This window comes from Kangiella marina (assembly GCF_039541235.1).
In the GTDB taxonomy this organism is placed as follows: Bacteria; Pseudomonadota; Gammaproteobacteria; order Enterobacterales; family Kangiellaceae; genus Kangiella; species Kangiella marina.
Genome location: NZ_BAABFV010000002.1, coordinates 69,429 through 87,295, shown reverse-complemented (window position 1 = coordinate 87,295; position 17,867 = coordinate 69,429). Strand labels below are relative to the sequence as shown.

At 44.7% G+C, this 17,867-nt stretch carries 19 protein-coding genes; 8 read left to right on the top strand and 11 right to left on the bottom strand.

What is annotated here, in order from left to right; genetic code table 11:
* Window positions 1–3 precede the first annotated feature (3 nt).
* A complete protein-coding gene (gene orn, locus ABD943_RS08530) occupies window positions 4–564 on the bottom strand; it encodes an oligoribonuclease (RefSeq protein ID WP_345292774.1) in 561 nt (186 codons plus the stop codon).
* A gap of 116 nt (window positions 565–680) precedes the next feature.
* Here orn and ABD943_RS08525 point away from each other — a divergent pair, with 116 nt between their 5' ends.
* From ABD943_RS08525 to ABD943_RS08505, 5 genes are all read left to right on the top strand, one after another.
* Complete coding sequence (locus ABD943_RS08525) at window positions 681–1,064, top strand: 4a-hydroxytetrahydrobiopterin dehydratase (RefSeq protein WP_345292773.1); 384 nt, start codon at window positions 681–683, stop codon at window positions 1,062–1,064.
* Between the two features lie 21 nt (window positions 1,065–1,085).
* Window positions 1,086–2,063, top strand: a complete 978-nt coding sequence (rsgA, locus tag ABD943_RS08520) for a small ribosomal subunit biogenesis GTPase RsgA (protein WP_345292772.1) — start codon at window positions 1,086–1,088, stop codon at window positions 2,061–2,063.
* Between the two features lie 367 nt (window positions 2,064–2,430).
* On the top strand, window positions 2,431–3,282 hold the full coding sequence (asd, locus tag ABD943_RS08515) for an archaetidylserine decarboxylase (RefSeq protein ID WP_345292771.1): 852 nt from the start codon (window positions 2,431–2,433) through the stop codon (window positions 3,280–3,282).
* A 118-nt stretch (window positions 3,283–3,400) separates the two neighbouring features.
* Window positions 3,401–3,940, top strand: a complete 540-nt coding sequence (locus tag ABD943_RS08510) for a cytochrome b (RefSeq protein ID WP_345292770.1) — start codon at window positions 3,401–3,403, stop codon at window positions 3,938–3,940.
* 29 nt (window positions 3,941–3,969) lie between these two features.
* Entirely contained in the window at window positions 3,970–4,356 is a 387-nt protein-coding gene (locus ABD943_RS08505; protein ID WP_345292769.1) for an MGMT family protein, read from the top strand.
* A gap of 18 nt (window positions 4,357–4,374) precedes the next feature.
* Here ABD943_RS08505 and ABD943_RS08500 read toward each other — a convergent pair whose 3' ends face one another.
* The 3 genes from ABD943_RS08500 to ABD943_RS08490 all read right to left on the bottom strand — a co-directional run bounded on the left by ABD943_RS08500 (window position 4,375) and on the right by ABD943_RS08490 (window position 7,462).
* Window positions 4,375–4,740: a TraR/DksA family transcriptional regulator gene (locus ABD943_RS08500; protein WP_345292768.1), complete on the bottom strand. Its 366-nt coding sequence runs from the start codon at window positions 4,738–4,740 to the stop codon at window positions 4,375–4,377.
* Window positions 4,741–4,768: 28 nt separating this feature from the next.
* Window positions 4,769–5,107 (bottom strand): YqcC family protein, encoded by a 339-nt coding sequence (locus tag ABD943_RS08495; protein ID WP_345292767.1) that lies wholly within the window; start codon window positions 5,105–5,107, stop codon window positions 4,769–4,771.
* Window positions 5,108–5,236: 129 nt separating this feature from the next.
* Complete coding sequence (locus ABD943_RS08490) at window positions 5,237–7,462, bottom strand: TonB-dependent receptor family protein (protein WP_345292766.1); 2,226 nt, start codon at window positions 7,460–7,462, stop codon at window positions 5,237–5,239.
* A 190-nt stretch (window positions 7,463–7,652) separates the two neighbouring features.
* Between ABD943_RS08490 and ABD943_RS08485 the strand changes: the two genes are divergently transcribed.
* A complete protein-coding gene (locus ABD943_RS08485) occupies window positions 7,653–7,865 on the top strand; it encodes a hypothetical protein (RefSeq protein WP_345292765.1) in 213 nt (70 codons plus the stop codon).
* 9 nt (window positions 7,866–7,874) lie between these two features.
* Window positions 7,875–8,363 (top strand): transcription elongation factor GreB, encoded by a 489-nt coding sequence (greB, locus tag ABD943_RS08480; protein WP_345292764.1) that lies wholly within the window; start codon window positions 7,875–7,877, stop codon window positions 8,361–8,363.
* A 13-nt stretch (window positions 8,364–8,376) separates the two neighbouring features.
* Here the strand turns inward: greB and ABD943_RS08475 are convergent, their stop codons facing one another.
* Genes ABD943_RS08475 through uup form a run of 4 tightly spaced genes read right to left on the bottom strand, consistent with a single transcriptional unit; the run spans window position 8,377 to window position 12,365 of the window.
* Window positions 8,377–9,402, bottom strand: coding sequence for a lipid A deacylase LpxR family protein (locus ABD943_RS08475; protein ID WP_345292763.1), 1,026 nt, complete (start codon window positions 9,400–9,402; stop codon window positions 8,377–8,379).
* A gap of 18 nt (window positions 9,403–9,420) precedes the next feature.
* Window positions 9,421–9,822, bottom strand: coding sequence for a hypothetical protein (locus ABD943_RS08470; RefSeq protein WP_345292762.1), 402 nt, complete (start codon window positions 9,820–9,822; stop codon window positions 9,421–9,423).
* A gap of 11 nt (window positions 9,823–9,833) precedes the next feature.
* Window positions 9,834–10,415, bottom strand: coding sequence for a DNA endonuclease SmrA (gene smrA / locus ABD943_RS08465; protein ID WP_345292761.1), 582 nt, complete (start codon window positions 10,413–10,415; stop codon window positions 9,834–9,836).
* Window positions 10,416–10,466: 51 nt separating this feature from the next.
* A complete protein-coding gene (uup, locus tag ABD943_RS08460) occupies window positions 10,467–12,365 on the bottom strand; it encodes an ATP-binding cassette ATPase Uup (RefSeq protein ID WP_345292760.1) in 1,899 nt (632 codons plus the stop codon).
* Window positions 12,366–12,408: 43 nt separating this feature from the next.
* Here uup and ABD943_RS08455 point away from each other — a divergent pair, with 43 nt between their 5' ends.
* Window positions 12,409–13,056, top strand: a complete 648-nt coding sequence (locus ABD943_RS08455; RefSeq protein ID WP_345292759.1) for a class I SAM-dependent methyltransferase — start codon at window positions 12,409–12,411, stop codon at window positions 13,054–13,056.
* A 59-nt stretch (window positions 13,057–13,115) separates the two neighbouring features.
* On the opposite strand, the gene ABD943_RS08450 is transcribed toward ABD943_RS08455, so the two are convergent.
* The 3 genes from ABD943_RS08450 to ABD943_RS08440 all read right to left on the bottom strand — a co-directional run bounded on the left by ABD943_RS08450 (window position 13,116) and on the right by ABD943_RS08440 (window position 17,835).
* Window positions 13,116–13,886, bottom strand: coding sequence for a DUF4097 family beta strand repeat-containing protein (locus ABD943_RS08450; protein ID WP_345292758.1), 771 nt, complete (start codon window positions 13,884–13,886; stop codon window positions 13,116–13,118).
* A 55-nt stretch (window positions 13,887–13,941) separates the two neighbouring features.
* Entirely contained in the window at window positions 13,942–15,789 is a 1,848-nt protein-coding gene (locus ABD943_RS08445; RefSeq protein ID WP_345292757.1) for an AsmA family protein, read from the bottom strand.
* A 363-nt stretch (window positions 15,790–16,152) separates the two neighbouring features.
* Entirely contained in the window at window positions 16,153–17,835 is a 1,683-nt protein-coding gene (locus tag ABD943_RS08440) for a glutamine--tRNA ligase/YqeY domain fusion protein (protein WP_345292756.1), read from the bottom strand.
* Between the last annotated feature and the right edge of the window lie 32 nt (window positions 17,836–17,867).

Below are 17,867 nucleotides of genomic sequence, written 5' to 3'. Positions count from 1 at the left end.
GGGCTAATGATCGTTTTCCGTTAAATCAATAAAATGCTCACGGTAATACGCACACTCAGCAATCGACTCGCGAATATCGTCCAGAGCCAAGTGAGTCGCGCTTTTCTTAAAGCCCGGAAGAATGCCCGGTTTCCAACGACGCGCCAATTCTTTCAAGGTACTGACATCAAGGTGGCGATAGTGGAAATAACGCTCAAGTTCCGGCATATGCTTGACCATAAAGCGGCGATCTTGGCAAATCGAGTTACCACACATTGGCGACTTTCCTTCAGGCACCCACTTTTGTAGGAACTCAATGGTCTGTCTTGAAGCTTCGACTTCGTCTACTTGACTGTCTTTAACTCGCTGAGTGAGCCCTGACTTACCATGCTGCTCAACACACCATTGATTCATATTAGCCAATGTATCATCGTCTTGATGAATGGCTAATACCGGCCCTTCTGCCAAAATATTAAGATCTTTGTCCGTTACAATGGTTGCGATTTCGATGACTTTATCAGTTTCAGGATCCAATCCTGTCATTTCGAGATCCAGCCAAATTAAATTATCTGCGTTTTGAGCCACAAAACACTCCCGTTCTTTGAGTTTTGCTAAAAATATGGTGTCACTTCAGTTATTATAGACACAAATTTAAACACATGTGGCGCTTGCCACAAATTTTAACGATTTTTGGAGTATCTATGGAACAGTTAGCATCATTGCAACTCTCTAAGCAAGAGTGTGTACATAACGACGACTCAAAAAAGCCACTCGACGATGCCACCCGCGACTCTTTACTCAAAGAACAGCTTCCTGAATGGACCTATAATGCTAATAAAGGTGAAGTGTCCCGTAAGTTTAAGTTTAAAAACTATTACCACACGATGGCATTCGTCAACGCAGTCGCTTGGATCGCCAATAAGCAAGCTCATCACCCTGATCTCGAAGTAAGCTATGGCCACTGCCTTGTACGCTACACCACACACGATGCAGGTAATAGCTTGTGTCTTAACGATCTGATCTGCGCCGCTCATATCAGCGCACTGGAAAACAACGGCTCTTTCGGCCCGAACTTTCAAGATTAATACAAAAACAGGACTCAAGCATTGGGAAAAAAACGTAAGCACAACAAACAACAGCGTCAGGACAACCTCGATGACGCTAAAGTGAATTCCGAAGAGCTTGGGCCCGAAGAAGAAGGTATCGTCATCAGCCGCTTTGGTCAGCAGGTTGATATCGCCGATCACAACTTCGAAACCATTCGCTGCTTTCTAAGACGCGCTAAAGAAGTCCCAGTGGTTGGTGATAAGGCTATTTTTCAGCGCCAAGAAAAACTGGATACCGGTGTTTTAGTAAGATTTGAAGAACGAACGTCGTTGCTCAAGCGCCCGACCCCTCACCACGGCATCAAACCGGTAGCAGCCAATATCGACCTAGTAGCCCTGCTATTAGCGCCAGAGCTTGGCTTTTCAGAAATGTTACTGGACCGCTACCTGGTTGCGGCGGAATCCAGCAAGATTCCCGTATGGTTAGTGTTTAACAAGTGGGACTTGCTGAATAATGAAGAGCGAGACGAGATACAAAGCCGCTTAAAAACCTACCAAGATATTGGCTACCCGATCTATTTTATTAGCGCCAAACAAGGTCATCAAGTTGACAAGCTTGTTGAAGACCTTCGCGGTAAGCAACTGTTACTGGCCGGTCAATCAGGTGTTGGTAAATCTACGCTAATTAAGTACTTATTCCCCGATTTAGAAGTGGTGACCGCAGACATTTCAGAAACTTCAGGACTCGGTACCCACACCACCACCGCCTCACGACTTTATAAGCTGGATGATGAAACCTTCTTAGTTGACTCACCTGGAGTGCGCGAATTTGGCTTATGGCATCTAGAAGATCACGACATCCAACAAGGCTTTGTCGAAATCTACAAGCTCGCCGAAAACTGTAAGTTCCGTAACTGTAAGCACATCAAAGAACCCGGTTGTGCCGTACTCGACGCAGCAAAAGAAGGCAAAATCGCTAAATCACGCATGAAAAATTATCATCACCTGATTCAGAATTACGATCAGCAGTTTAGTTAAATCTCAAACTTTCGCTGAATCAAAGATACCTAAATTGCGCTTTTCGCTTTTATAGCGAGTTCCTTTTCTTGTGTGGCCAAGAAAAGGAACCAAAAGAAAGCCACCCCGTCGTTAGGTGCTACGCACTTCCCTTGGCAATAAAAATAATAACGCGCCGCAAAACGAAACTTCCTGTTTCGATTTTGCTAAATTGGGCTATCCCTGCCCAATTTACGCTATATTTTTTATCGCCATCGGCTAACTCCAAGGGGCAACAGCCCACTTAACTCTTAACAAAACACAGAATTGCTTGCCTCAGAGCATAACAATAGTCTGCTTTACTAATTTAAGTTACAATTCAATCAATCAAAGCAAACTTCAAACCATCATGGCTGATAAACTCAAAGTCTTATTACAGTACCTGATCCCGCAGCATGGCTTATCCTTGCTGATGGGGAAAATTGCTGAAAGCAAAAATCCCAGAATTAAAAACACCTTTGCGAAATGGTTCATCAAAAAGTACGGCATTGATATGAGCATCGCGGAGCGTGAAAATCCTGAAGATTATGAAACCTTCAATGATTTCTTCACGCGTAGTCTAAAAGAAGGCGTTCGTCCGATTGCGCAAGGTGATTCGGTTATTGTCAATCCAGCCGACGGAAAAGTAAGTCAGTTAGGCCCCATTGAGAAAGGTTTTATTTTTCAGGCGAAAGGCCATCGCTATAGCGCTAAAACCTTATTAGGTGGCAATGCCGAGTTAGCTAAACCGTTCGAGAATGGTGAGTTTGCTACCATTTATTTATCGCCAAAAGATTACCATCGGGTACACATGCCGATGAACGGTAAACTCACAAAAATGATTCACGTTCCCGGTAACTTATTCAGCGTTAACCCACTAACAGCGCGAAACGTACCGAATTTATTTGCTCGCAATGAACGTGTTGTCGCTATGTTCGATACCGATATTGGGCCGATGGCAATGGTCTTGGTAGGCGCAACCATTGTCGGTAGCATCGAAACCGTTTGGGAAGGAACCATTACCCCACCAACTCGTGACGATATTAAAGCTTGGGATTATCACGATAAAAATATCACTCTTGATAAAGGTCAAGAAATGGGGCGCTTTAAACTTGGCTCCACCGTTATCCTACTGTTTCCTAAAGACACTATCGAGTGGGAAGCGGATATGAAAGCCTATGCCCCTACCGTTATGGGCAGCCCTCTAGCGTCAACCAAATAACTGAATCTTGGCGCTATTTTCAATAGCGCCAACTTGCCTTTAAAAAGCATCTCTGCCATTCTTATTCCAAATTATTGATAACATTCCACTAACAACAATCCCCATTGGAGTTACGACTATGGCAACAGATCGTACTAAATACACTTTGCTGATGCGCATTTTGCACTGGCTAATCGCTGTTCTTATTTTGGGCATGATTGGTGTTGGTTGGTATATGGCAGGCTTGCCCGATGAACACCCGACCAAATATGATATTTATGCCATTCATAAATCTATTGGCATCACGCTACTTGGATTGGTAATCATACGGTTGCTGGTGCGTTTTTTCAGCCCAATTCCCAAGCTTCCTCACGATCTCGCTTGGTGGGAAAAACTCCTCACCAAAACCGTCCATTTCTTGCTCTACGCTTTGATGCTATTGGTTCCAATATCAGGCTATCTGATGTCTGATTTCGCAGGATTTCCCGTTGAGTGGTTTGGTATCGAAGTGCCCGGACTGGTTGACGATGATATGGACCGTTCACAAGGTGCGTTGGCCGCACACGGTATTTTGCCTTATATTTTATTAGGACTGATTGGATTACATCTACTCGGCTCTCTCAAACATCGATTCTTTGATAAAAATAAAGACAATGACGTGCTTAAAAGAATGCTTTAAAAGATTTGTAGAGCGATTGCGGAGGGTTTATGAGCGAACGAATGGAGCACTTTAAAAAGCAAGTTTATTACTGGGTCGCACAAATCCCTGAAGGTAAAGTTACCAGTTACGGTACCATTGCTAAGTTAGCGGGTTTTCCGCGCCATGCCCGGCATGTCAGCAAAGCTTTAGGATCTGCGCCGAACCGGAAAACACTGCCGTGGCAGCGGGTGATCGGTGCGGATGGAAAAATCGCATTTAACCCAGACTCTGATCATTTTGCGCTTCAACAATCGTTGCTTCAACAAGAAGGAGTAGCGGTGCTCAAAGGAAAAGTCGATTTAAAGCTGTATGGCTGGAAGCATCCATTGCAAAGCGATAATGAGAACGAATCAAAGAATAACAAAGGCATTCAGGCGGAAGATTTTTTCCGCTAGAACTCGTCTTTCAAGCCACTAAGGTTGACGCTTTTGTCGTTGCTCCAGTAAGGATTGGCAATCTAGACACAGCTCAGTCTCAGGTGCCACGTCTAATCGCTTCATCGTAATGTCTTCGCCACACTCTAAGCAAAAACCATAGTCGTCATCATCGATACGCTTAAGCGCTTTACGCACTTTCACTAAATGTTTTTCATCTCGCTGATGTGCAGCACTGACCATGGCTTGCTGCTGCATCGCATCACCTCGTGACACCCGCCCCATTCTGGCCTGATCCAATTCAACGGCTTTGCTTGACTCAGAGGTCAACCCCAAACACTCCATCAGCTCTGCTTCTAACGACAGCAGCTGCTTTTTGAAATGTTGGATGTGGGTTTGTTTCATCTTGATGGATAACGGCTAATGTTAATGACTAATGCAAATGGCTTAGATGAGACACTTCGTCGAACTTTTGAATGGCCCGAATCAGTTTGTCTGAATCATCGGTTTCTTTAAAAGCCTCTTGCGCGATAGGTGCAATTTGCGCGGGGCCAGGTGGTAACTGCTTACGCTCCACGCTTCGGTGCATTCTCGGCAGAAAGACGAACTGCAACCACTGCTCGAGCTTCAGCGTATCGACGCAAAATGGCATCGAACTTTCCAAAGCTTCCGGCGCCGGCCGCTTTTCCGACCAAAGGTCTAATTCCATTAACCTTTTTTCAATTTTTTCAAAGACTTTTAAGTATTCTTCAAACCAATCTATTTGTTTCATGACTTATTACTTCTGTGAGGACTCTACTTAATGTTACACCATTTAGCGCTCGATTTCAGATCAGGTTACTCTGTTTCAGCCACAAAAAAGCCCGCAATAATGCGGGCTTTTGTCACCATACTCACTGGCTTAGAAAGATAGTTTTACACCAATCTTAGCAGTTCTTGGTTTATCAGGACGAGCACCATAAGGCTCACGTGCCACAATAGTGTCTTCGTCTGTGATGTTTTCGATAGTCGCGTAGAATGCAACATTCTCATTCGCCTGAATTTCACCAGACAAGTCGATCAAAGTACGCTCATCAGTACGCTCGAACTCACCACAAGCTGGCTTAGTACACAGCTCGTCAAAGTAGTTTACGCTAGCAAGAACGCTCCACTCTGAGTTGTCATAACCGAGCATCAACTGAGCTTGGTTTTCAGGGATATATGGAATCGGTTGACCTGCGTCAACATCACCCCAAACATTGCTGTCAAACGAGCTACCAAACTCAGTTTCAGTAAATGTATAGCTTAAACGTGCAGGCCAGTTTTCTGCTAGCTCACCTGTAACCAGAAGCTCAACACCTTTAACTTCAGCTTTACCGCCGTTAAATTTGTCACCTTCGTTATTAATGTCACAGCCGCTGTTAGCCAGTGTACATTCACCCAGCAAGTTCTCGTAATCGCTGAAGAAAGCAATCAACTCACTTGAGTACTGAGAGCCGCTAAAACGTAGGCCCATTTCGTAGTTCCAACTTTCTTCAGGCTTGTCGTCAGCGCTGCTTCCTGGAGGAGCAAAACCTTTATGAGCACCGAACAAGACACTGGTCGTGTTGTTAATCGCCCATACTGCACCAAAGCCAGGGAGCACTTCTGAAACGCTGTTTGTACGAACGCTTGCCGAGGCTGAACGATCTGGAGCAGAACCCCAGTTTTCACGCTTAAGCTCGACGTCTTCGTAACGTACGCCTGGCGTTAATGTCCAGTCACCCCAAGTAATAGTGTCAACTAGGTAATAAGCGTTAGCTTCTGCTGAATCAATACGATTACCAGCATCACCCCAAACACCAGGGTCCACAACTACTAGCTGACCATTTTCTTGTGCGAAGAAACCACGGCGCTGGAAACGATCGGCCTCATCTTCATGCACACGGATGCCAAGTTGCATGTAGTGATCCGCTGATCCCGTCATAAAGTTCCAGTCTAAACGAGCTTGAATGCCTTCGCTTAAATAGGCACGGTTACCGTCAACTTTATCAATCAAGTCATTGCCGCTATCAGCGCCATCTAAAATTGATTGATAGTAATTAGCTAAAGAGCTACCTGGGTTAGTGTTAACTTCACCCACAACAGACGACCAGCTCACACTGTTGTAGCTGCCTGGATTCGCGCTGTCTTCCATGTAGAACTTACCCGTTTTATACCAGTTACGAGCAAAATCATTTTGGTAGGCTGTAATATTTAAGTCGAAGCTGTCACTAAGATCAGCAAAGTAACTTAATACCACCTGCTGGTGCTTACCTTTAAAGTTATCACCCGCTGAAACGCCATACATTCTGTAAGGGTCTGCGGCGAAATCGACATCGGTTAAACCCATGTAAGACTGATCAGACTCTTCATAAGAGTTCTGTAATTTAATATCAAACTGCTGATAAACCGCTGCGTCTGAGTCCGTGTTAAAACGTAGTTTGACGATTTGATCAGACTTCTCAAAACCAGTCTGCTGTCCAACACGATCGATCGTTTTAAAGCCATCAGACTGATGATCATTCACTTCAACTAAGTAGCCAAAGTTATCAAAGCTGTCACCATAGTATAAATAGCCGTGCAACTCTTCATGCTGGCCTTTCTCAAGCTTTAGCTGACCTTGAGCATCTTGTGGGATCTGGCGAGAAATTAAGTTAACTGCGCCACCTACGGTAAAAGGACCATACTTGATGTTTGCAGGCCCTTTTAAGACTTCAATGCCAGTAATCCGATCAAATGTTGGGAAATAGTAAGCTGATGATGCCGCGTAAGGTGCTGGAGCGATCAAGACGCCATCTTCCATCAAGCTGACACGACCTGAACGGCTCGTCCCAGTACCACGCAAACCAATGTTAGGGCGTAGACCTAAGCCATCTTCAAGCTGGACATAAACGCCCGGAACTTGTCGAACCGCTCGGTTTACATCACTGTATTTAAATTGCTCAAGTTCCGCTTCAGTCACGATATGTGCTGAACCAGCAACTTTTTTCGCATTAGAACTATCGCCAATAATCGTGATAGTTTCTAGATCTTCTTTTTGTTTTTCTTCGGCGATTGCTGGAGATGCAGCCGTTATCCCCAATACCACGGCAGACGCCACGATACTAAAATGAAAAGGAGCTTTCATGTAATTACCTAACTTGTTTATCTGCAGAATGTGACTTTCGGGCGGGATTATAAATCTAAATGAGAATGATTACCATACATATTTCACTTTTTTGGTGAGTTTTCTCTACCTTTTCTTGAAGTTTGCTAATCTAACGGTTGTTGATACAGCACACCCTTCTTATAATGACTTTTTTTATAGGAAAAAACTTATGAAAATCTTGATTGCCCTGCTAAGCATCAGCTCTGTGTTACTATTATCGGGCTGTAACGCTGAGCCAGAAGAAAGAACAGAGCTAAGCGACTATAAAAAGCAGCAACTGGATAAAGCCAAAGCTGTTGAAGACGAAATGAATAAGCGTGTTGATACTATTAATAAACAGCTTGAAGAACACTCCAAAGAAAGCGACGACGATACGCTATAAAACTCACTGATGAAACGCTCAAATCTGATCACGGCAGCAGGTGCTACTCGGCTGCGAAACGAACTTGCCCATTTATGGAAAAACCTTCGCCCGGAAGTCACTCGCGCCATCAACGCAGCCGCGGCCGAGGGTGATCGCAGTGAAAATGCGGAATATATTTATCGCAAAAAACAGTTAAGGGAAATCGACCGTCGAGTCCGATACTTACAGAAACGCACCGCAGAGATGCAAGTCATTGAACACACTCCACAGACTCAAGATAAAGTATTTTTTGGCGCAGAAGTCACGGTGATTGACGACAGTAATGATGAAACACTGTACAGGATTGTTGGCTCTGACGAGTTTGATGTAAAACCTGAATACATTAGCGTCGACTCACCCATGGCAAGAGCTTTATTGGGTAAGATGATTGACGATGAAGTTGTGGTTAAACTTCCAGAGGAAACTCGAAGGCTGTGGATCGACAAAATTCGATACCCCAGCCCCCACGAGGAATAGCCTGAGTTAAAACCTAAAAGCGGTAACTAAAGCTCAGTGAGCCAAAACGTCCCCGCCCTTTTCTTTCTTCAAATGCTGAGCTGGTTTCAGCAATGGAAAAGAGCAGTCCCCACTTTTCCCAATTCCAAACGGCTCCCGTGGAAAGAGTGAAACCTTCATGTTTTAAGGTGACCGAGTGACTGTCACGGAAAGTATTACCATCAACAAAGATATCGTTAAAAACATACCGTGCCTGCGCACCGAAGAACAAATAGAAGTGATCCGTATTAGATCCTGCCAACGGGTTAATATCTCGCCCCGGCAAAATGCTGACAGCAGGGAAAGTCTCTGCGAGACCTGAGCCATAACGGACCATAGCAGATGCTGAAACCTCAGAGTTAAATGTTCCAATGCTGCCACTTGCGAAGGTTAGAAAGTCTGTCCCAAAACCTTCTCCGTTGCTCATATCAAAGCGCCAGCTGCGTTGGCCATTAATGCTAAACACCAGCTCGTTATGCAATTGATTGTCCCAGCCTTGTGGCTTCTCTGAGCCGGTAATTCGATGAACGATCTTTTGTGTATCTTCTGCCAGCGATGCCGGTCCTACGATACCTAACACCACCGAAAACTGGTCGGCCACATCATTATCCCAAGCATATAAAGTACTGCGCCAGCCAAGTAATCCTGCGTAGGGTAAGTCATCCTCGATCAACGCTTCGGTTTGAATATCTTCCGGGGTCTGCATGCCTTGGAAAATACTGAAACTCACCGCTTTCTCTCTAGGATCGGAGGTATGGATAAACAGCATGTCGCTCAGCCCAACAAGCCAACTAGGCGCACTCGACTCCGCATAATCATCATAAGGCCCATAGCCCCAGCTAAAACCAATTCCATTTGTGTAACCGCCATCTTTACCTGCAAAGAGATCGTTCTCTAATGTCAAAGTGGCAAACTCTCCTACTTGGGGATTCGTTCCAGCAAAACCCTCATCTTTGGGCTCCGCCTTCAGCGCTGACATTGAAAAAAGGGATAAGCCCCACACCTCTACAAAAAATCGCATCCTGAAGTTCCTTATACCTTAATCTTGACGAAATTGCGTTTTCACACGCTGCTTAATTGTTTCGACTAACTGCTGAGTACTTTGTGAGTTCTTAACGTCTTTTTTCAACACATCCTCGACAATATCCGCCAGATCATCTACCGTAACGGACTTTTTCTTGTCGAATGATTTGTGTTGGAACAAATTAATATGATGATCACTCTGACGGCCCCACTTCATGAGCCTATTCCAATGGTGGTCGTCCTTACTGTCACTGAATAAATCCATCAAGTAACAAACAAAACCTATCGGCATTAAAGCGAAATCCCTCAAAGCATCAATCCACAACTTCAACTGTAACAACAGTAAGTTGCGTGTTTTACGCCAAGTGTTGGTCGAGGTTTCTTCGGTCAAAATCAGCACCTTATCTTTCTGTTCCATTTCTCTGGTCCTTAAACCGTTTTATTATAGGTTTCTCGGTTCAGCTGCTTATCCAGCTCGTTCTTTTTTAACAACACATACACCGAGCCCAAACCACCATGTTTTTGCTGTGCTGAATGGAAAGCCATCACAGAGTCATGTTGCTGTAACCAGTGATTAACGTGGCTTTTTAACACAGCCTGAGGCACGCTCCTTTCACCTTTACCATGAGTAATTAATACTGTTCGCTTACCCCGTTTTACGCATGCCTTTATGAAATAAAAAACCTCGTCACGCGCCTCGTTAACGGTGAGCCTATGGAGGTCAGTTTGAGCCTGTATATCATACTTACCCAGCCTCAATTTTTTGTAAACGCCCTCTTGCACCCCTGAACGCTTATATTCCAGCCATGAGTTTGGTTCGACAGGCGCTACAAAATCAGTGCTTAAATAATTAGGGTCATGGTTTGGCTTGCGCCCCAAGGCTGCTTCTTGGCGGGCTAACTGTGATAGTGATGGTTCATCTTTTGGGCTATGCAAATTCACGCGATCATTTTTGATCGGTTTAACACCACCCAACTCTTTCTTAAATAAATCAAAATCATCATTTGCCATATCATCACCCACTTAAACCCGCCAACGTGGCATTCATCATTACAGCTAAAACTACGCCTCGCTTTCCAGCGCTTCCTTTTTAGCTTCTAACTCTTCCCAGCGCTCAAAACATTGCTCCAACTTCGACTCTAAAGCTTCTAGATTGGCACTAGTTTGTGTCACTTTATCATTACCTTGTTGATAAAACTCAGGGTCTGCCATCTCAGTGTGCAGCAGCTCAATGTTTTTTTCGATATCAGCGATATCAGCCGGTAACTGGTCTAATTCTCGCTGGTCTTTATAACTCAGCTTAGCAGATTTACGGCGCGACTTTACTTTCGACTGCTGTGACTGAGAACCACCGGCACCAGAAGAAGAGTCTTGTTTGGTTTTTCTTTGGCGTAACCAGTCGTCATAACCACCAACATACTCTTTAACCTTACCCTGACCTTCGAAAACAATACTGCTAGTGACTACGTTGTTAATAAAGTCTCGGTCGTGCGACACCAGCAGCATAGTGCCGCTATAATTCTCAAGCATGTCTTCCAGTAACTCTAACGTCTCAATATCCAGATCATTGGTCGGCTCATCGAGAATTAACAAGTTAGAAGGCTTTGCTAAGATTTTAGCTAACAATAAGCGATTTCGTTCACCACCGGATAAGGCTGTAATTGGCGCTCTTGCTCTTTCTGGGGTGAACAAGAAGTCCTGCATGTAACTGATCACATGGCGTTCTTTACCATTAATCATCATCATGTCTTTACCTTCCGAGACGTTGTCCATCGCAGACTTTGTCTCATCCAGCTGTGCTCGGTGCTGATCGAAATAAGCAATGTCGAGCTTTGTTCCTAAGGTCACCGTGCCCTGCTCCGGCTTTAAATCCCCCAGCAATATTTTAAGTAAAGTCGATTTACCGCAACCGTTAGGCCCAACGATACCGACCTTATCGCCTCGCATGATCAAGGTTGAAAAGTCATCAATCAGCTGACGGTCTTGATAGCTCATGCTAATGGCTGAAGCTTCGATCACTTTTTTGCCCGACAATTCAGCCTTCTGCGCTTTCATATCAACGTTGCCAATAAGATTGCGGCGCTCTGAGCGCTCTTTACGCGCAGCCTGCAAGCGCCTAACCCGACCTTCGTTTCTTGTCCGTCTGGCTTTGATACCTTGACGAATCCAAGCCTCTTCTTGTGCTAATTTTTTGTCAAACTCAGCGTTTTGCTTTTCCTCTGCGGCGAGTCGTTCCTCTTTTCGACGGAGGTAATTGTCATAATCCCCAGGCCACGACGTTAGCTCTCCACGATCAATTTCAACGATTCGTGTTGCTAAACTTTTTAAGAACCGTCGATCGTGAGTAATGAATAAAATACTCCCCTTGTAAGCTTTGAGAAAACCTTCTAACCACTCAATCGAGTCGATGTCCAAGTGGTTGGTTGGCTCGTCGAGCAACAGCACATCAGGCTGCTCAACCAATGCCTGAGCCAGTAATACACGACGCTTCATGCCACCTGACAGAGCTTCGAACTCCACATCAGCATCCAGCCCAAGCCGGTTAATCACCGACTGAACCCGCTGATCCATGGCCCATCCATCCTCGGCTTCAATTTTCTGCTGCACCTGAGCCATCCGATCTAGCGCTGAGGCATCAGTGCTAACACTCAACTGACGAAACTGCTGGAGCAGCTCGCCGACATGACCCAGCCCAGATGAGACCACCTGGAACACGGAGCCATGAGTATCAGAAGGGACTTCCTGAGTCAGCTTGGCAACTTTCACCCCTTCTTGAAAACGCAGGGAGCCATCATCAGGAATAATTTCTCGATTAACCACTTTAAGCAGCGTCGATTTACCAACGCCATTACGGCCAATAATACAGATCCGCTCGCCGGGCTCGATGGTGAAGTCCACTTTATTTAGCAGCGCAGGGCCGCCATAGCCGACTTCGACTTGTTGTAAGGTTACTAAAGACATTAAAATACAGTATCGAAATTTTGGGACATTTTAACGTAAAATCATGACTATCGCTTGCCCTCTTTGCCTCTCAAGCGAGACAAAGCAGTATTTTGAAGATAAAAATCGGCGTTACGAGATCTGTAAGCGTTGTGATTTAATTTTTGTGTCTCCAGAATTCCATCTAAATCAAGCTGATGAAAAGAAGATCTATGATTTACACCAAAACTCTCCTGACGATGAGGGCTATCGTCGATTCCTCAATAAACTACTCACTCCGCTCACTCAAAAGCTGCCTCAAGCCGCTTCTGGACTAGACTTTGGATGCGGCCCGGGTCCGGCGATTCAACCACTGCTGGAGTCCCAAGGCTACACAGTGAGTAATTACGACCTCTATTACTATCAGGATAATACCGCTTTAAACCAACAGTATGACTTTATTACTTGCACCGAAGCGATTGAACACTTTTCCCAGCCGCGTAAAGAGCTTGAGTTATTGGACGAGCTCCTCAAAATCGAGGGCTATCTCGGCATCATGACTAAACGACCGTTATCGGTCGAAGCCTTTGCCAATTGGCACTATAAAAATGATCCTACTCATATCAGCTTTTTCTCAGAAGCCACCTTTCACTGGATTGGCGACTGGCTGAACTACACTGTGGAGTTTCCTAGCAACGACACCGCCATATTACACAAACTGGCAACCCCATAAAAAAAGCGACCCTCAAGGCCGCTTTTTAAGTACTCATTATTAATAAATAACGAACGCCGTTACTTTTTCCGAACGTCGATATCACCGTTTACCGTATCGAACTTTAAGCTAGCGCCACCGTTTTTATACTTACCGTCCATGTCAGCGCCAACGTACTCACCTTCATCAACGTTAATGCCGAACTCATTGCTCAAATCACCGTTAACCGTTTCGGTGCGAAGTTCAAAGCCATCGTTTTCTGGCAAGTATACTTCGATATCACCATTGACAGTATCACCTTTAATTCGGTGTGAACTGTGTAGCTGGTCAAGATGCACTTCGACATCACCATTGACGGTGCCGAACTTTACATCCTGCGCCGCGTTTCGAATAACGATTTTTCCATTCACGGTCTCGGCTCTAATCTCACCAGAAACGCCTTCAATTTTAATGCTGCCATTGACTGATTCGATTGAGTTCAAACTAACACCTTTCGGTACTTTTAGTTGAAATGACACTTCGCCAGAGTTACCGCCCCAATTCATAAAACCGCCTGACTCAATGTCCACTTCCACATCAAAATCTTGTTCGCTGTGCTCAACTTCAACTTTGACATTTTTTAAGTCATCAGTATCATCCGCGGTGATCGTGTATTCAAGTAAGATCTCATCTTTATCCCAACCGCTCACTTCAATACTACCGTTGATGTTATCTAGGTTGATACTACCGTGCTTAAAGAAATCATAGCTCTGAGAAAACGTTTTCGTTTCATCAGCCGCTACGACCATAGAAGCTACGCCTAAAGCGACAGCTGAGATTCCACCTAACCATTTATTTACTGTTTGCATCATACACCTCAATAATTGCTACCATTTACTCTTTTGATGCAAACGGTAGCAAAAGGGTTTACTTATCGCTGTCTTTTTTACGATTGAAGATATCACCGAGTTTATCGTTGAGTTCATCTTTCGCTTTATCTTCAAGCTCTTTTTTCTTGTCATCGATCTTGTCTTGATATTCAGCTTTTAACATCGCTTCAATATCAATGCTCGCCTTAGGCTCAGCCCAAGTGCCTTTTAGCTCAAACGGTAACTTCTTATCTTTAAGCTTTGGATATTTCGCTTCCATCGCTTCCTTAAGCTTCCCTTTTAACACCAGCTGGAAATTACCCGCCAAAGTCTCTTTGTTGGCATTGGTCGAGGCTTTACCAATCAAGTCAAACGCAGGTGAGTTCAATTGAAAATCAGGCAGTTCGATCAACCCTTGATTAGCTTTGATATTACTGCTGAGGTTAGCGAAATTTGTCTTACCACTGTAATTTTCCTTGTTCAGCGACTGCAAACTCAAACCTGACTGAACCAGCTTTGCAATATCGATACCATTAAAGGCACCATCGCTCAGGGTTAAGTTACCCGTACCATTAAGGTTCTGTAGCATTTGTTTGACGTCAGCACCTTTGGTCTTCATGTTCAGATCGAGTTCGCCCAGCCCTGACAATTTATCCAACTCAAAAAACGCTGCCAATAAGTCGCCTATTTGAATATTGTCAAAGTCTGGCTGAATCGATAACGCCAAAGGTTTTGATGCGAAGTCCACACTGGCAATCGTTTCCATATTGCCTTGGAAAGCATCCGCTTTAAACGGATCTAAAAACAAGGTCGTTCCTTTGTTTCTTAAATTAGCCGAGACATTACTAAAGGTCGCATTCTTCAATATCAGTTGCCCAACATCAAGCTGCCCCTTTACTCGAGCACGCTTCAAGAAATCAGCAACCGGCGATAGATCCATAGCACCGGACTTCTTGGGCGCTTTTTCGCCAGCACTTGCCGCTAGAAATTGCTCTAACTCTAAACGCTCGGCACTTAGCGTCACATCAATATCTTTAAAAGTACTGAAGCCAGCATTCAACTTAAGATCGATAGGCTGTCCATTTAAATTCATTGCTCCCACATGACTAAGCTTGGTGGTTTTATCTTCCATGCTGAGCTCGAGGTCGCCGCTTAAACCGATGCTTTGTAGCTGCTGACTTAACCCTTCTAGCTCGGCATCAAGTTTGCTCACTTTAAACTGCTTAAAATCCTTCGCCACCCATAAATCACCGGATATTCCCCACTCAGACTGAGCCTCACTACTTTTTAAGCTACCTTGAGCCGTAACTGGTGTTACCGCTTCAGGTTCAAAATCGTTAACCTCTAGACTCGTCAGGCGGAAGCTCTGACTCAACTGTTGATTATAGTCATACTGGTTGAGGGTGAAGTCCTTTAGCGACAAACTATCAAGACTTAAGGCTCCTGGTTGAGATGAGTCAGTCGTGCCTTCTTCAGCGACCGCCTCTTCGCTACCTTTAGCGTTAACCATGGCTTCAATATTGGAGCGACCCGCCTTATCACGAAGCAAATTTAGCTCAGCCCCCGAAAGTTCGACCGAACCGACTTCGATATCACCGCTCAATAGCGGCATCAACTTAATGCTCGCCGCAACTTGATCAACCTTGAGCAGTGACTTATCACTCTTGAAGGTCGCAGGTTGAGACAGGGTGACACCACCCGTTTCGATCTGTAACCAGGGGAAAAAGCCCAGCGATAACTCCTGCTCAATGACGAGATCCGCTGTCGTTTCTGCTTTTACTTTCTTCACGATCTGATTTTTAAGCTCGTCACTGTTAAAGAAAATCACTGCAACGATGCCTAAGACTAGGATAAGTGCGACAAAAGTGCCGACTAGGCCTAAAATCCATTTAAATAAACGTTTCATAATCACTCACAATATCAATAACTTGGGTGTATGTAACTTAGAGTAACGCCATTAGAACAATGTTCCAACCGAATTTATCACTATTTATTTGAACTATTTGTAAAAACTGCAGACTAAAGTTATGAAAGGATAAGATTTCTTTGTTGTTGTTCTTCTTAAATGAAGAGTTTTAAAATACATGTTATTGAAATTGCTACAAAGTTTTGTCGTGTAAATTTCTTTGTAAGTGTTTAAAGAGTGTTTTAAAGAGTTGTTAGTCATAAAGAATCAGGCCAACCCTAGGGTTGGCCTTTCTTTTGCCTGCTATTGGCTAACCTTAAAGCTTTAGCCAATAAAATCAATAGGTTAGTCTATTTTGAGACGTTAGCCATTCCACGAATCACGCAAAGTCACCGTTCGGTTTAACACAAGACTGTCTGCGCTGTGTTCATAACGATCGGTCGTAAAGTAACCTTCACGCTCAAACTGGAAGCGAGTCTCAGGCTCAGCATCCGCCACACTCGGCTCAACCATAGCCTTAATGACGCTCAATGACTCTGGATTTAATGCCTCGTTAAAATCATCCATGGCACCAGGGTTTGGCACATTGAACAAACGATCATATAAACGCACAGTCGCTTCTTTAGCGTATTTCGCTGAAACCCAATGAATCACGCCTCGAACCTTACGGCCCTCGGGGTTTTTACCCAAGGTATCCGGATCATAAGTGCAGTGAAGCTCTTTAACTTCACCATTATCGTCCAAAATCGCTTCATCAGCACGAATCACATAAGCGTTACGCAAACGTACCTCGCCGTCTTTAACCAGCCGCTTGTACTTTTTATTGGCGCTTTCACGGTAATCGGCGCGGTCTATGTACAGCTCACGAGTAAAGGACAAGTCACGTGTGCCCATATCTTCGATTTTCGGGTGATTCATTCCCTGAAGCATTTCTTCTTTATCTTCAGGGTAGTTGGTAATAATGACTTTGATCGGGTCCAGCACCGCCATGCGACGCTCAGCCGTATCATTCAAGTCGTTACGTACCGCATCTTCCAGCAGCGTCATGTCGCTGACGCTATTGACCTTACTGATCCCAACCGCTTTACAGAAATCACGGATCGACTGCGGCGTATAGCCTCGGCGGCGCATACCGGCAATAGTCGGCATACGTGGATCATCCCAGCCATCAACCTTGCCGCTATCCACTAATTGCGTCAGCTTACGCTTTGAAGTAATGGTATAAGCTAGGTTTAATCGTGAAAATTCAATCTGTTGTGGTCGCGCTGGCGCATCAATATTGTCTAGTACCCAGTCGTACAACGGACGGTTAACTTCAAATTCAAGCGTACACAGCGAGTGGGTAATGCCTTCGATCGCATCAGAAATACAGTGGGTAAAGTCATACATCGGGTAGATGCACCACTCGTCACCAGTACGGATATGATGCAGACGACGAATTCGGTACAACACCGGGTCACGCATCAACATATTGGGGTGCGACATGTCGATTTTAGCGCGTAATACCATTTGCCCATCAGCATACTCACCGGCCTTCATTTTGCGGAACTGCTCTAAGCTTTCTTCCGCTGGGCGCTCACGATAGGGGCTATTTTTGCCCGGTGTTTGGAAATTGCCTCGGTTTTTCGCGATGTCTTCGGCAGGCTGCTCATCAACATAGGCCAAATCTTTGGTGATCAGCTCTTCAGCAAAATGATAAAGCTCATCGAAATAATCCGACGAGTGACGAACTTCGCCATCCCACTCAAAACCTAGCCAACTAACGTCGGCCTCGATAGAGCGAGCAAACTCTTCACTCTCTTTCGCCGGGTTGGTGTCATCAAAGCGCAAGTTACATGGCGCTTGGTAATCTTCAGCAATCCCGAAATTTAAACAAATCGATTTCGCATGCCCAACGTGCAGATAACCGTTTGGCTCTGGTGGGAAACGCGTGTGCACACGACCATCATTTTTACCCTCAGCAAGATCTTGGTTGATCTTGTTACGAATAAAGTTGGTCGGTGTTGAATTTTCAGTGGTTTTTTCCGTTGAATTTGTCTCAGACATATTGGAATTGCTCACACAGTATCAAGTTGATT